The organism is Pseudoxanthomonas sp. Root630 (assembly GCF_001427585.1).
Lineage (GTDB): Bacteria > Pseudomonadota > Gammaproteobacteria > Xanthomonadales > Xanthomonadaceae > Pseudoxanthomonas_A.
In genome coordinates, this window is record NZ_LMGY01000016.1 from 376,852 (window position 1) to 390,276 (window position 13,425).

The 13,425-nt window shown below is 69.0% G+C and carries 11 protein-coding genes and 1 tRNA gene; 9 read left to right on the plus strand and 3 right to left on the minus strand.

Annotated elements, in window-relative coordinates:
* Positions 1-113 precede the first annotated feature (113 nt).
* The 6 genes from ASD72_RS14060 to ASD72_RS14085 all read left to right on the plus strand — a co-directional run bounded on the left by ASD72_RS14060 (position 114) and on the right by ASD72_RS14085 (position 5,420).
* Positions 114-190, plus strand: a tRNA-Arg gene (locus ASD72_RS14060).
* Positions 191-427: 237 nt separating this feature from the next.
* The gene (locus ASD72_RS14065) at positions 428-1,960 is read left to right on the plus strand and encodes an aldehyde dehydrogenase family protein (protein WP_056880568.1); all 1,533 of its coding nucleotides are present in this window, start codon (positions 428-430) and stop codon (positions 1,958-1,960) included.
* 149 nt (positions 1,961-2,109) lie between these two features.
* A complete protein-coding gene (locus tag ASD72_RS14070; protein ID WP_056880569.1) occupies positions 2,110-2,388 on the plus strand; it encodes a DUF4190 domain-containing protein in 279 nt (92 codons plus the stop codon).
* A 14-nt stretch (positions 2,389-2,402) separates the two neighbouring features.
* Positions 2,403-3,458 carry a quinone-dependent dihydroorotate dehydrogenase gene (locus ASD72_RS14075; protein ID WP_056880570.1) on the plus strand — a complete coding sequence of 352 codons (1,056 nt, stop codon included), beginning with the start codon at positions 2,403-2,405 and terminating at the stop codon, positions 3,456-3,458.
* A complete protein-coding gene (gene murB, locus ASD72_RS14080; protein ID WP_056880571.1) occupies positions 3,455-4,495 on the plus strand; it encodes a UDP-N-acetylmuramate dehydrogenase in 1,041 nt (346 codons plus the stop codon). Before ASD72_RS14075 ends, murB begins: the two co-directional genes overlap by 4 nt.
* A gap of 16 nt (positions 4,496-4,511) precedes the next feature.
* The gene (locus ASD72_RS14085) at positions 4,512-5,420 is read left to right on the plus strand and encodes a DMT family transporter (RefSeq protein ID WP_056880572.1); all 909 of its coding nucleotides are present in this window, start codon (positions 4,512-4,514) and stop codon (positions 5,418-5,420) included.
* Positions 5,421-5,432: 12 nt separating this feature from the next.
* On the opposite strand, the gene ASD72_RS14090 is transcribed toward ASD72_RS14085, so the two are convergent.
* Positions 5,433-8,174: a serine/threonine-protein kinase gene (locus ASD72_RS14090; protein ID WP_056880573.1), complete on the minus strand. Its 2,742-nt coding sequence runs from the start codon at positions 8,172-8,174 to the stop codon at positions 5,433-5,435.
* A gap of 95 nt (positions 8,175-8,269) precedes the next feature.
* On the opposite strand from ASD72_RS14090, the gene ASD72_RS14095 reads away from it, so the two are divergent.
* Positions 8,270-9,166, plus strand: coding sequence for a GGDEF domain-containing protein (locus tag ASD72_RS14095; RefSeq protein WP_056880574.1), 897 nt, complete (start codon positions 8,270-8,272; stop codon positions 9,164-9,166).
* A 13-nt stretch (positions 9,167-9,179) separates the two neighbouring features.
* Here the strand turns inward: ASD72_RS14095 and ASD72_RS14100 are convergent, their stop codons facing one another.
* On the minus strand, positions 9,180-10,121 hold the full coding sequence (locus ASD72_RS14100; protein ID WP_056880713.1) for a DedA family protein/thiosulfate sulfurtransferase GlpE: 942 nt from the start codon (positions 10,119-10,121) through the stop codon (positions 9,180-9,182).
* Positions 10,122-10,508: 387 nt separating this feature from the next.
* Here ASD72_RS14100 and ASD72_RS14105 point away from each other — a divergent pair, with 387 nt between their 5' ends.
* Together ASD72_RS14105 and ASD72_RS14110 are read left to right on the plus strand one after the other, a co-directional pair.
* Positions 10,509-11,924: a pectin acetylesterase-family hydrolase gene (locus ASD72_RS14105; RefSeq protein ID WP_056880575.1), complete on the plus strand. Its 1,416-nt coding sequence runs from the start codon at positions 10,509-10,511 to the stop codon at positions 11,922-11,924.
* 54 nt (positions 11,925-11,978) lie between these two features.
* On the plus strand, positions 11,979-12,587 hold the full coding sequence (locus ASD72_RS14110; RefSeq protein ID WP_155944651.1) for a hypothetical protein: 609 nt from the start codon (positions 11,979-11,981) through the stop codon (positions 12,585-12,587).
* A 166-nt stretch (positions 12,588-12,753) separates the two neighbouring features.
* Here ASD72_RS14110 and ASD72_RS14115 read toward each other — a convergent pair whose 3' ends face one another.
* The gene (locus ASD72_RS14115) at positions 12,754-13,425 is read right to left on the minus strand and encodes a phosphatase PAP2 family protein (RefSeq protein WP_056880714.1); all 672 of its coding nucleotides are present in this window, start codon (positions 13,423-13,425) and stop codon (positions 12,754-12,756) included.

Sequence of the window (13,425 nt, forward strand, 5' to 3'; positions counted from 1 at the left end):
GTGTAGCGCAGAACGCACCGGATGCGCCACCGCGGAACCCAGCGCCCATCGAACGTTTGGCAGGTGGACGTCTTGGGAGGCATCGCGACCATGCGCTATCCTTCCGCCGTCTTGGCCCCGTAGCTCAGCTGGATAGAGCGTCCCCCTCCTAAGGGGAAGGTCGCACGTTCGAATCGTGTCGGGGCCGCCATCTCCTCTCCCTTGCGTGCACCTCGTCGAATCGACGAGCGATCCGTTGCCGCATCGGCAATCCGAGCAAAGCCGGGCGCTGAATCCTCGGCGTTCCGCGCAAGCGCGCATCGCGCCGGAACCTCCGGAAAAACAGGGGCTTACGTACGACCTGCCCCACCCGCTCTGGTAGAATCGCGGACCCCTTTCGATGCCGTGCGTGGTCCGGCGGCATCCCGTGCAATGACCTGGAGCTTCCATGCCTGCTGACCTCCTCAAGGCCCTCGGCCTCGCCACCACCAACTCCGGCACCTACCTCGGCAGTGGCGAGTGGTCCACGACCACGGACGCCGGCCTGCTGCAGTCGATCAACCCGACCACCAACGAGGTGATCGCCGAGGTCCATGCCAGCAGCCAGGCCGATTACGAGAAGGTCGTCGCCCGTGCCCAGGCCGCGTTCAAGATCTGGCGCACCACGCCGGCCCCGCGCCGTGGCGAAGCCGTGCGCCTGTGCGGCGACGCGCTGCGCAAGCACAAGGACGCGCTGGGTTCGCTGGTCGCGCTGGAAATGGGCAAGAGCAAGCCCGAGGGCGATGGCGAAGTGCAGGAGATGATCGACATCGCCGACTTCGCCGTGGGCCAGAGCCGCATGCTGTACGGCTACACCATGCACTCCGAGCGCCCGGGCCACCGCATGTACGAGCAGTACCAGCCGCTCGGCCTGGTCGGCATCATCAGCGCGTTCAACTTCCCGGTCGCGGTGTGGGCGTGGAACTCGTTCCTGGCCGCCATCTGCGGCGACATCTGCATCTGGAAGCCCTCCAACAAGACGCCGCTGACCGCGATCGCCAGCATGAAGATCTGCAACGACGCGCTGAAGGCCGGCGGCTTCCCGGACATCTTCTTCCTGATCAACGACGCCGGCGTCGAGCTGGCGCAGCAGTTCGTCGACGACAAGCGCGTCCCGCTGATCAGCTTCACCGGCTCCACCCAGGTCGGCCGCACCGTCGGCGAGCGCGTCGCCCGCCGCATGGGCCGCAGCCTGCTGGAGCTGGGCGGCAACAACGCGATCATCCTGGACGAAACCGCCGATCTGAAGCTGGCCGTGCCGGGCATCGTGTTCGGCGCCGTCGGCACCGCCGGCCAGCGCTGCACCACCACGCGCCGCCTGATCGTGCACGAATCCATCTACGACAACGTGCTCGCCACGCTGATCAAGGCGTACAAGCAGGTGGAAGGCAAGATCGGCGACCCGACCGACCCCGCCAACCTGATGGGCCCGCTCAACAGCCAGGGCGCGGTGCAGCAGTTCCTGGATTCCATCGCCAAGGCCAAGGCCAGCGGCGGCACCGTCGAAACCGGCGGCACCGCGATCGACCGCCCGGGCAACTTCGTGCTGCCGGCGATCGTCACCGGTCTGCAGAACTCCGATGAGGTCGTCCAGCACGAGACCTTCGCGCCGATCTTGTACGTCATGAAGTACAAGACGCTGGACGAGGCCATCGACATGCAGAACGCCGTGCCGCAGGGCCTGTCGTCGTCGATCTTCACCCAGAACCTCAAGGCGGCCGAGCAGTTCCTGTCGGCGGCCGGCAGCGACTGCGGCATCGCCAACGTCAACATCGGCACCAGCGGCGCCGAGATCGGCGGTGCGTTCGGTGGCGAGAAGGAGACCGGCGGCGGCCGCGAATCCGGTTCGGATGCATGGAAGGTCTACATGCGCCGCCAGACCAACACGATCAACTACTCCGACTCGCTGCCGCTGGCGCAGGGCATCAAGTTCGACCTCTGAGGGTGTCGTGGCCGGCGCGCAAGCGTGCCGGCAGCCCCGCGAGGGCTCACGTTCTGGGATAATCGCGCCACCCTCCGGGGTGGCGCGCGTGTTTGCGCCGGCCCGATCCAGCGCCAGCGCACCTCCCTGACCCCTGCACGGAGCTCCTGATGAACCAAGCCCGCACCACCAGCAGCCTCGCCATCGCCAGTCTCGTGTCCGGCATCCTTGGATGGACGCTGCTGCCCTTCATCGGCACGCTCGTCGCCATCGTCACCGGGCACATGGCCCGCGGCGAAATCCGGCGCAGCGGCGGCACGCTGGAGGGCGACGGGCTCGCCATCGGCGGCCTGATCCTGGGCTGGCTGTCGGCATTGTTGTGGATCGTGGGCATCATCGTGCTCTTCATGTTCCTGGGCGGTCTGGCCTGGCTGGCGACGCTGAACTGAGCCCGCCCGCCTCCATGTATCCCCTCGCCCGACCTTTCCTGTTCGGCCTGGATGCCGAAACCGCCCACGGCCTGGGCCTGAAGGCCCTCGACCTCGCCTACCGCACCGGCACCACGCCGCTGGTGGCGCGACCGATCACGCCCATGCCCACCAAGGTCATGGGCCTGACCTTCCCCAATCCCGTCGGCCTGGCCGCCGGCATGGACAAGAATGGCGCGCACATCGACGCGCTGTTCGGGCTGGGCTTCGGCTTCGTCGAGATCGGCACGGTCACGCCCAAGCCTCAGCCCGGCAATCCGAAGCCGCGCATGTTCCGTCTGCCGCAGCACAAGGCCGTCATCAACCGGCTCGGCTTCAACAACGAAGGGGTCGACGCGCTGGTGCGCAATGTCGAAGCCGCGCGCCGCGATCGCGGCCTGCTCGGCATCAACATCGGCAAGAACAAGGACACATCCAACGAGCGTGCCGCGTCCGATTACCTGTACTGCCTCGAGCGCGTCTACCGGTTGGCCGACTACATCACCGTCAACATCTCTTCGCCCAACACCGCCGGACTGCGCGAACTGCAGGAAGAGCAGGCGCTGCGCCAGCTGATCGGTAGCCTGCGGGAAGCGCAGGAAGATCTGGCCGCACAGCATGGCAAGCGCGTGCCGATGCTGGTGAAGATCGCCCCTGACCTGTCCGACAGCGACATGGACGCCGTGGCGCGCGTGCTTGGCGACATGCAGGTGGATGGCGTGATCGCCACCAACACCACGGTGTCGCGCCTGAGCGTGCAGGAGCACCCGCATGCGCGCGAGACCGGCGGCCTCTCCGGCGCGCCGTTGATGGGCCAGTCGACGCTGGTGTTGCGCCGCATGCGCACCCGCCTGCCCGACACCATCCCGCTGATCGGCGTGGGCGGCATCCTGTCCGGCGCCGATGCGGTGGCGAAGATGTCCGCCGGCGCTTCGCTGGTGCAGTGCTACACCGGCCTCGTCTACCGGGGGCCGGAGCTGGTCCACGAATGCGTCGAGGCGATCCGCCGACGCCGTGAAGCTCCCAGCCGTGGTCCGGTAGCCCCCGAATGACCCAGGGGTACCGCCTCACCGCGCACGCGCCGCTGCGTGGCCGCACCACCTTCGGCGTGCCGGCCACGGCACCGTGGCTGATCGACGTCGACGACACCGCTGCGCTTCCCGACGTGCTTGCGCTGCCGCAGGTCACCGGGGCCGAGAGCCTGGTGATCGGCGGCGGCAGCAACCTGCTGTTCGCCGGCGATGCGCCCGGCGCGGTGATCGCGATGGCCACCCACGACCTGCGCGTGCTGTCGGACGATGGCGCGCAGGCGCGCGTGCGCGCCGATGCCGGCGTCGCCTGGCATCCGCTGGTGATGTGGACGCTCGACCAGGGCCTGTGCGGCCTGGAGAACCTGGCGTTGATCCCCGGCACCGTGGGCGCGTCGCCGATCCAGAACATCGGTGCGTACGGCACCGAGGTCGGCGAGTTCATCGACGTGGTCGAAGCGCTCGACCGCCACAGCGGCGCGATGGTGAGGCTGGACCGCGCGGCGTGCGCCTTCGCTTACCGCGACAGCGTGTTCAAGCACGAGGCTGACCGTTACCTGGTGACGGCGGTGGAGTTCGTGCTGCCGCGCACGCCGCAACTGCGCCTGGACTACGCGGGCATCCGTGAAGAACTCGGCGCGATGGGCGTCAGCGTGCCCACGGCGCGCGACGTGGGCGCGGCCGTCGCGAACATCCGCCGCCGCAAACTGCCGGACCCCGCGGTCGTCGGCAATGCCGGCAGCTTCTTCAAGAACCCGATCATTTCGCAGGCGCAGGCCGACGCGCTGCTGGTCGACTACCCCACCCTGCCCGTGTTCCGCGGCGATGCCCTCCACAACCGCAAGGTGTCGGCGGCGTGGATGATCGAAGCCTGCGGCTGGAAGGGCCATCGCGACGGCGATGCCGGCGTGTCCGCCGCGCACGCGCTGGTGCTGGTGAACCACGGCCTGGCCACCGGCGCACAACTGCTCTCGCTCGCGCGGCGCATCGCGGACGCCGTGCACGCGCGCTTCGGCGTCGCCATCGAACCCGAACCGAAGATCATCGGCGCGCGCTGGTAGGCCGCCGCACCGCCCCATGCCCACCGTTCCCGCCCACTTCCGCGCCGCCGTGCTGATGCTGGGCAGCACGGTACTGTTCGCGCTGATGGTGGTGTCGATCCGGCTCGCGTCGGCGACGCTGCACACGTTCGAGATCGCGTTCTTCCGCAACTTCTTCGGCCTGCTCGCCGCGGCGCCGCTGATCCTGCGGCACGGGCCGGGGATCCTGAAGACCACCCAGTTCCCGCGCTACCTGTTCCGCTGCCTGATCGGCATCTGCTCGATGCTCGCCGGCTTCTGGGCGATCGGCCACCTGCCGCTGGCGCAAGCGGTGTCGCTGTCCTACTCCACGCCGCTGTTCGTCACGCTGGCCGCGGCGGCGATGCTCAACGAGCAGGTGCGCGCGCGCCGCTGGACGGCAGTGGGGCTGGGTTTCATCGGCGTGCTGGTGATCGTCCGCCCGGGCACGACGGAGTTCACCGTCGATGCGCTGATCGCCGTGCTCGCGGCGGTGATGAGCGCATTGGTCGCCATCCAGATCAAGCAGTTGTCGTACACCGAGCCCGCCGATCGCATCGTCATCTACACCACGCTGTTGTGGGTGCCGATGTCGCTGCTGCCGGCGCTGGCGGTGTGGGAATGGCCGCAGGGCATCACCTGGGTCTGGGTGATCGCCGCCGGCGTGCTGGGCACTGGCGGCCACATGCTGTGGACGCGCGCGCTGAAGCTGGGGGAAGTCTCGGCGCTGACGCCGATCAGCTTCATGCAGCTGCCGGTGGTCGCGTTGTTCGGATGGCTGCTGTTCGACGAATCGCTCGACACCTGGACCCTGGTCGGCGCCGGCATCATCTTCGGCGCCAACGCCTACATCGCCCATCGCGAAGCGGTGCTCGCCCGCCGGGCCGCCTCCGAGGCGCCGAGCGCTGCGGCCAAGCCCGGCGAGTGACGCGACGCCCGCTCAGCCCCGCTTGAGGGGCTGCTTGCCGGGCCGTTTCCCTTCGCGGTAGAGCCGCACGAAATCGGCATCGTCGTCGCTCAAGGTCTTCGGATCCGCCACGAGCAGCGGCGCGACGTACTGACGGTAAAGCGGCGCGGCGTCCGCCTTCCGTCCCAGTTCGCCATAGGTGTCGATCAGGTTCCAGGCCGCGATACGCGTTTCCAGGTCGGTCTCGCCCAGGACGCGCCGACGGATCTCGAACAACCGCTGGTACTCGGGCACCGCTTCCGGAATACGGCCGAGTACCCGTAGCGCTTCGGCGCGGATGACCATCGTGATCTGCGCCTGCGGGTGCTTTTCGCCCAGCGTCTTCAGCGCGAGCGGTTGTACATCGCCCAACAGGCGAAGCGCCGCTTCCGGTTGGCCGGCATTGAGCAAGGTACCGGCGTGATTGACCAGGATCGACAGCGTGTCCGGATGCGCGGCGCCCTGGGTGCGGCTGCGCGCGGTGATGACCTGCTCTTCCAGCGGCAGCGCGGCGGCGAAATCGTCGAGCCTGGCGTAGGCCGTCGCCAGATTCAGGCGGGTGCGCACCGTCTGCGGATGGTCGTGGCCGAGCACGCGCTCGCGCGCGGCGAGCACCTCACGCAAGGCCGGAACCGCCGCCTTCACCGACTTCTTGTCGCCGCCATCGATCATCATCGTGGCCAGCGTGCTGCGCGCCTGCAAGGTCGTGGGATGCTCGCTGCCCAGCTTGGTGGTGTAGCGCGCGGTGAGGTCGCGCTGCATCGCGAGCGCCGCTTCCTTCTCGCGGTTCATGATGCGCAGGACGGCCAGGTTGCCCATCGCGGACAGGGTTTCGTCGTCGTCCGGCCCCAGCGTGGCGGTGCGCAACGCCACCACCTTTTCCATGTTGGCGCGCGCCTCGGGCAGTTCGCCCAGGTTGCGCTGCACGGCGGCGAGATTGTTGGTCGCTTCCAGCGTGGCAGGGTCGCGCTCGCCGACACTGGCGAGCAGGCGCTCCTGCACCGCCTGCACGACGCCCTTGGCCCGCGGGCGATCGCCGCGTGCCGAGATGACCTGCGCCTGCGCCAGTTCCAGCTTGACCCGCACGCGATCGTTCACCGGCAGCGCGAACGCGCGCGGCAGCGCCTTCTGCAACACGGTCTCGGCCTGGTCGATGTGGGCGCCCTCGAGCAGGGCCTGCACCTGTTCGTTGCGCGCGCGCAGCGTCTCCGGCGCGCCATCGCCCAGCGTGGCCGCGCGATGCTCGGCGACCCGGCCGAAATGCTCCGCGGCTTTGTCGTAGCGTCCGATGGCGGCGTACACCCGCGCGACCGATTCGCGCAGGCTGGCGGCCACGTCGGGCTGATCGGCGAAATCGCGAGCGATGGCCTCTTCGGCGTTGGCGAGCAACTGGCGGTCCACCAGGTCACGCGCCAGGTCGCCGGTGCTCGCCTTCGCCAGCGTCGCGCCGAACGCGGACGAGGCGCCCGGATCGACGCTCGCCACCTGGCGGACCAGCCCTTCGGACAGGCCAACGCCCATGGTCTCGATGTCGATGCCTTCCAGCATCGACTGCTGGAACGCCGCCACTTTCTCCAGTTCGGCACTGCGCGACTCGGCGACCGCACGCTGCGCACGTGCCTGCTGCAGGCCATACAGCGAAAGCCCCAATCCACCGAGCAGCGCGAGCAGCACCACCGCTGCGGCGGTTGCAGCCGTGCGGTGGCGGCGGAGGAACTTGCGTGCGGCATAGCCCCGGCTCGGCGGTACCGCGAGGACCACCCGACCATCGAGATAGCGCTGCAGGTCGTCCGCGAGTGCGGCGACCGAGCCGTAGCGCGCCTCGCGGTCGTGCTGCATCGCCTTCAGCACGATCCAGTCGAGATCGCCGCGCAGGCGGTCGCGCATGCGCGTGGGCGAAAGCCCGCGTTCGTCGGCGACCTGTCGCGCCTGGTCGGCCGGCAACGCGGCCAGCCGCGATGACGGCGCCACAGCGGTGGGCGTATCCGCCGCCCAGGTTTCGCCGACCGCATCCGGGCGCACACCGGCGATCAGTTCGTACAGCACGACGCCGAGCGAATAGACATCACTGCGCGTGTCCACCTGGTGCGCATCGCCGTGCGCCTGCTCCGGGCTCATGTATTCGGGCGTGCCGGCGCGCTCGAGCGCCGCATCGCCGGCCAGCGAGGCCGCCATCGCAATGCCGAAATCGATGATCTTCGGCACGGGCCGGCCATCGAGCGTGTCGACCAGCAGGTTGCCCGGCTTCAGGTCGCGGTGGACCACGCCCTTGTGGTGGGCGTGCTGCACGCCTTCGCAGACGCGGATGAACAACCCCACGCGCTCGTCCAGCGACAACCGCTGTTCGCGGCAGTAGCGCGTGATCGGGCTGCCCTCGATCAGCTCCATCGCGAAGAACGGGAAGCCTTCCTCGGTGGCGCCGGCGTCGTAGATCTGCGCGATGGCGGGGTGGCGCATCTGCGCCAGCACCTGCCGCTCGACCTCGAAATGGGCCAGGTGGCGCGCCTGGAGCTTTTGCGCGCGCAACAGCTTCAGCGCCACCTCGCGACGGACGGGTTCGAGCTGGGCGGCACGATAGACCTCGCCCATGCCGCCGCGCCCCAGCAGACCCTCGATGCGGTAACGGCCCAGCCGCGCGCCCGGCGCGAGCGTGCCATCGGGCGCGGTCGGTGCGTCCTGCAGGCGCGTGGCCAGCTGCTCGGTGGGCGCGAGGTCGTCGTAAGGTTGCGATGTCATGCCACTATCCCCGGTGGGCGACGCCATGGTACTGGAAGCCTGTCGCCACCGGCCGATCCGGTACACTTCCGGACGCATCCGCCTTCCGCGCTCGCATGTCCCGGGACCCCCAAGACCCGCATACCACGCTCCGGACCGTCCTCAGCGACGGCCCGCGCCCGCTGTCGCCCCGCTCCGCCTGTGTGGTGGTGATCCAGGGCGAAGGCCTGGGCCGCCGGGCCGACGTCGGCGACCAGCGCGTGGTCGTGGGACGCTCCCAGGAGGCCGACCTGCATATCCCGCACAACAGCGTGTCGCGCCTTCACTGCGAGATCTGGCGCGATGGCGAGACCTACCGCGTGCGCGACCTCGGCGCCACCAACACCACGCGCCTGAACGATGCGCCCGTGCAGGAAGCCGCGTTGGCCGACGGCGACCACCTGACGCTGGGCGAGAGCATCCTCAAGTTCATCAGCCACAGCAGCGTGGAAGCGCACTACCACGAAGAGATCTACCAACTGGCCACCCACGATGCGCTGACGGAGATGTACAACCGCCGGCACTTCATCGAAACGGTGGACAAGGAGATCGCACGCGCGATGCGCCATCACCGCGCGTTGACGATGTGCATCATCGACGTCGACCTGTTCAAGCCGATCAACGACCGCTACGGCCATATCTCCGGCGACCACGTGCTGAAGCAGATCGCGGGGCTGGTGCGCCGGCACGTGCGCAACGACGATGCCGCCGCGCGCATCGGTGGCGAGGAATTCGCCGTGCTACTGCCCGAATGCGGGCCCGAGGCCGCCTACGGTTTCGCGGAGCGCCTGCGCGAAGCGGTGGAAGCCGTCGTGTTCCGGCCCGGCGGCGAAGCCCAGCGCATCACCGTGAGCATCGGCATCGCCTCGCTGACGCTCGACCGCGATACCTGCAGCCGGATGATGGCCGCCGCCGACGCCGCGCTGTACCGCGCCAAGAGCGAAGGCCGCAATCGGGTCTGCATCGAACCCTGACGGGCGGGCCGCGTCAGCCGCCCAGGCGCTCCACGCCGTAGCCCGCCGCACGCCAGGCATCGATGCCACCGCGCAGCGGCAGCACATCGCGGAAGCCGGCCGCACGCAGGCGCGCCGCCATCCAGGCCGCCGACACTTCATCCGGGCATGCGCAGTAGATGACGATCTTCCCCTCGCGCGGATACGTGGCGAGGATGCCGTCGAGCCGGCGCTCGTCCGCGAATATCGCCCCGGGAATGACGTAGGGGTCCACATCGCGGAACCCGGGCGCGCGGATGTCGAACACGACGGGCGACTCCCCGGCGCGCATCAGCGCGTCGAGCGCCGGCGGATCGATGCGGGCGGCCTCCAGCGACTTCAGCAGCGTGCGTCGGCGCCACCAGCGCCAGCCGACATAGGCCGCGAACGCCGCGGCGATCAGGACCACGGCACCGGTACCGAGTTGCGACAGCGCGTCGATGACGGTCTCCACCTGATCGGCGAACAGCACGCCCAGCCCCAATCCCAGCGCCGCCCACAACGCGGCACCCAGGCCGTCGTAGCGCAGGAAGCGCGGCAACCCCGCCTGCATCGCACCGGCCAGCGGCACGGAGACCATCGACAGCCCGGGAATGAACTTCGCCACCGAGAGAATGCGGATGCCGAAACGACCGTAGAAACGTTCCGTGCGCTTCATGCAGGTGTCGCGCGACAGCGACAACCGGCACAGCGACTGCAGCGTGCGGTTGCCGTAGCGGCGACCGGCGTAGAACCACACGCTGTCGCCGATCAACGAGGCCAGCACCGACACGCCGAGCACGCCGGCCAGCGGCAGCCACAGCGGATCGGCGTGCAACGCCAGGCCGGCGCCGACCAGGATCAGCGTGGGCATCGCGGGCACGGGCAGACCCAGCGACAACGCCAGCACGTTGGCGAACACCAGCAGCACGCCGTAGCGGTCGATCAGTTCCTGCATTGCGATCCCCGGGAAGTCCACGCCGCCTTCCGCGCCGTGGGTCGGCATGTTCGACCTCGCACGCTCCATCGGCAAGGCGTGGCCCTGCAACGATCCGTTGCCCGGCAGGATCGCGCACGCCTGTACCACCCGCCTGCGCGCCAGCTCTGCTGCGCTGCATGATCCGGGGCCGGCCGCGTGGGCTGGCGAGCGCACCCGGAGGGGGCATTCCGGCCAATGCAGGGGGCGTGCGCAGCCAAACCCGCCTCCCTCACGCCGGCTTAATCCCTCCGCCGGCGTACGGGCCGACCATCCGCCGCTGTACGGTCGCCGCCCCCCAACGCGTGCCGCACGCCAAGGCAGTCCATCCCGTTGAACGTCCACAGACTCTCGCCGGAGGATCCGATCATGGTTGCACCCGTACGACCCGCACGCCTGTCTCTCGTCCTGGCCACCGCCGGTCTCACCCTGATGGTCGCGGCGCCCCTGAAGGCCGAAGAAGGCGACTACAGCTTCTGGCAAACCCTGGTGAACCTGGTGTCGCCACCCAAGGCCGACAACAAGGTCACCTCTGCGCAGCGCACCGGCCACTATCCGTTGCTGTCGAACCCGTCCGGCTTCGACGACGGCTTCCAGCCCGGCCGCTACGACGCCTGGCAGACCATCCAGCTGGCGCCCTCGACCGGCGCGGTGTGCGGCGATGGTTCGCCGTTCAAGTTCTTCGTCAATCGCGTGGCCGACACGCGCAACACCATCATCTACATGGAAGGCGGCGGCGCGTGCTGGGACTACGCCAGTTGCACCGGCCAGAGCGGCATCCGCGGCGCGCGCAATCCGAATGGCATTCCCGACGACTACATGAGCCTGCTGAATCCGGGCGCCAGCCTGGTCAGCCCGTTCGTCACCCGCGTCAGCCCGTTCGATGCGGTGAAGACGCAGGGTTGGAACATGGTCTACGTGCCCTACTGCACCGGCGACATCTACAGCGGCGACCGCGTCGCGGTGTACGCCGACCCCAGCGGCCAGGCCGCGCCGCTGGTCTGGCACCACAACGGCGCGCGCAACACACGGGCGGTGGTCAGCTGGCTGAAGGACAACCTGCCACGGCCGACGCAGATGCTGTCCACCGGCTGCAGCGCCGGCGGCGCAGGCAGCCTGACCAGCTATCACCCGCTGCGGCGCGACCTGGCACCGACGCGCAGCTTCCTGATCGACGATTCCGGCCCGATCTTCCCGACGTTGAAGAACGGCAACCCGGTGGACTACCCGTCGCAACCGCTGATGGCGCTGATCCGCAGCGCCTGGGGCCTGGACCAGCCGAACGGCCCGCTGCCCTACCTCGCCAACGGCCTGCCGCAGTTCGACCTCAACGAACTCGGCAGCCTGTACCCAGCGCTCTCCAGCAAGTACGCGAACGACCGCCTCGGCCACACGCACTTCTGGAAGGACCTCAACTATTCCTCGTACTCGTACGAGCGCTTCTATCCCGACATCGCCAACGCGCCCGACCAGGCGACCAAGGAAGCGCGCATCCATGCACGCTGGAACACCGACACGGCACGCCTGCGCGATCGCCTGAACACGTTGAACAACTTCGGCGGCTATTTCCCGCAGTACCGCGCGCTCAACGAGAGCCACTGCACCACCATCGTCGACTTCAAGAACGCCGACGTGCAGGCGCAGAACCTGGAGCTGAAGCACTTCATCGACAGCGTGCTCGATGGCCAGGGCAAGGTGATCGACGCCAGCGAGCAGGACGACAAAGCCGACAAGGCCAAGCCGTTCAACCTGCTGTATTGGCTGGTCGACCAGTTGCTGGGTTGACGGGACCGTCGCGGGCCGTCGCCGTGCGGCGGCCTGCGCGACCTGGAGGAGCGCATGAAACACCCGCTTGTATTGGCCATCGTCCTCCTCGCAACCGCGGCCGGCGCCGCCGTGTGGTGGCACTCGCACGCCGCGCGCACGCCGGCCCCGCCCACGGCGGCGGATGCGACGCCATCCGCGTCACCGGCGTGGCTGCGTCTGCAGGCCACGCCGCAGGCGAGGGATCACCGTGAACGAGAGCGCTTCGAAGCCGATGCCCGCGATTTCTTCGCCCGCGCGTCGTCCTTGCGTCCGGTGGAACGCAGCGAGCGTGCCGATGCGTTGTCGCGCCAGATCGACCGCTACGAAGGCGACGGCGGGCTGTCGGCCGGCGAGGCGGTCCTGCTGCGCACCGCCCTGGTCAAGGCAACCGTGGAGGACCCGGCGGAGCAGGTGGAACAAGTCGCCGCCATCGCCGATCGCTATCGCACCCACGCCGACCAGCGCATGGCCGCCTTCGCTGCGCAGCAAGCCCGCGATCCGCGGTTCCAGGCGTACAAGGCGCGCGAGGCGCACGTCGTCAGCGAGGTCATGGCGATGACGTCGATTCCGGCCGGCCTCACCCGGGACCAGTACCTGCGGCAGCGGCTGCAGGAAGAGCGCGAGCGCGCGTACGCGCCGTAGGGCTGCGCCTCTGTAGGAGCGACGTAAGTCGCGACCGCACGCCGACAGCGTCATGATCGATGCGGTTCACGTTATGGCGCCGGATCGATCCCCATGCTTTGCACGGCCGGGACCCCTCGTTGATCCGGTCGCGACTCACGTCGCTCCTACACCAGCTGGCAGCCGCCTACCTGACCTGCCACGGCCGTTCGCGGATCCGATACAGCACCAGGTAGACGCCAGACACCCAGGCGATGCCGGCGGCCCAGCCGCCGAGGATGTCCGATGGGTAATGCACGCCCAGGTAGATGCGCGAGGCGCCGACGGCAAGCGCGAACAGCACCGCAAGCGCGGCGACCGGCCAGCGGGCGCGCGTATGCCAGCACAGCAGCACGACGACCATCGCCAGCGTCGCCGACCCCATCGCATGGCCGCTGGGGAAACTGAAGGTGTGTTCGGGCGCGATGGATTCCCACAGCGTGGGCCGGTCGCGCTGGAAGAATTGCTTCGTCGCCAGGTTCAGCAGCGCCGATCCCGCGAACGAGGCACCGGCGAACGTGGCTTCGCGCCAGCGCCGGGCGACCAGCAGGCCGACCGTCAGCGCGATGTCGACGGGCACCACGCCCCACTGGTAGCCGATCGCCGACATGAAGACGAAGAAGCGGTCCAGCGCCGGCCCGGCGAGCGCGTGCGCGCGCCACAGCAGCGGATCGTCGAAGTAGAAGACTTCCAGTTCGTGGACTTCGTCGGCGAGTTCGACGAACAGCCACAGCGGCGCCAGCAGGCACAGGAACAGCAGGACCAGGCGGCCGCCATGCTCGCGCAGCAGGCTGGCGATGAAGCGTCCGCCCTGTGCCAG

Bases quoted from the DNA above. Each gene is read 5' to 3' on its own strand.
- murB (WP_056880571.1), top strand. From the start codon at position 3,455: ATGACCCAGGGGTACCGCCTCACCGCGCACGCGCCGCTGCGTGGCCGC.
- ASD72_RS14085 (WP_056880572.1), top strand. From the start codon at position 4,512: ATGCCCACCGTTCCCGCCCACTTCCGCGCCGCCGTGCTGATGCTGGGC.
- ASD72_RS14100 (WP_056880713.1), bottom strand. From the start codon at position 10,121: ATGCAGGAACTGATCGACCGCTACGGCGTGCTGCTGGTGTTCGCCAAC.
- ASD72_RS14070 (WP_056880569.1), top strand. From the start codon at position 2,110: ATGAACCAAGCCCGCACCACCAGCAGCCTCGCCATCGCCAGTCTCGTG.
- ASD72_RS14095 (WP_056880574.1), top strand. From the start codon at position 8,270: ATGTCCCGGGACCCCCAAGACCCGCATACCACGCTCCGGACCGTCCTC.
- ASD72_RS14105 (WP_056880575.1), top strand. From the start codon at position 10,509: ATGGTTGCACCCGTACGACCCGCACGCCTGTCTCTCGTCCTGGCCACC.
- ASD72_RS14090 (WP_056880573.1), bottom strand. From the start codon at position 8,174: ATGACATCGCAACCTTACGACGACCTCGCGCCCACCGAGCAGCTGGCC.
- ASD72_RS14065 (WP_056880568.1), top strand. From the start codon at position 428: ATGCCTGCTGACCTCCTCAAGGCCCTCGGCCTCGCCACCACCAACTCC.
- ASD72_RS14075 (WP_056880570.1), top strand. From the start codon at position 2,403: ATGTATCCCCTCGCCCGACCTTTCCTGTTCGGCCTGGATGCCGAAACC.
- ASD72_RS14110 (WP_155944651.1), top strand. From the start codon at position 11,979: ATGAAACACCCGCTTGTATTGGCCATCGTCCTCCTCGCAACCGCGGCC.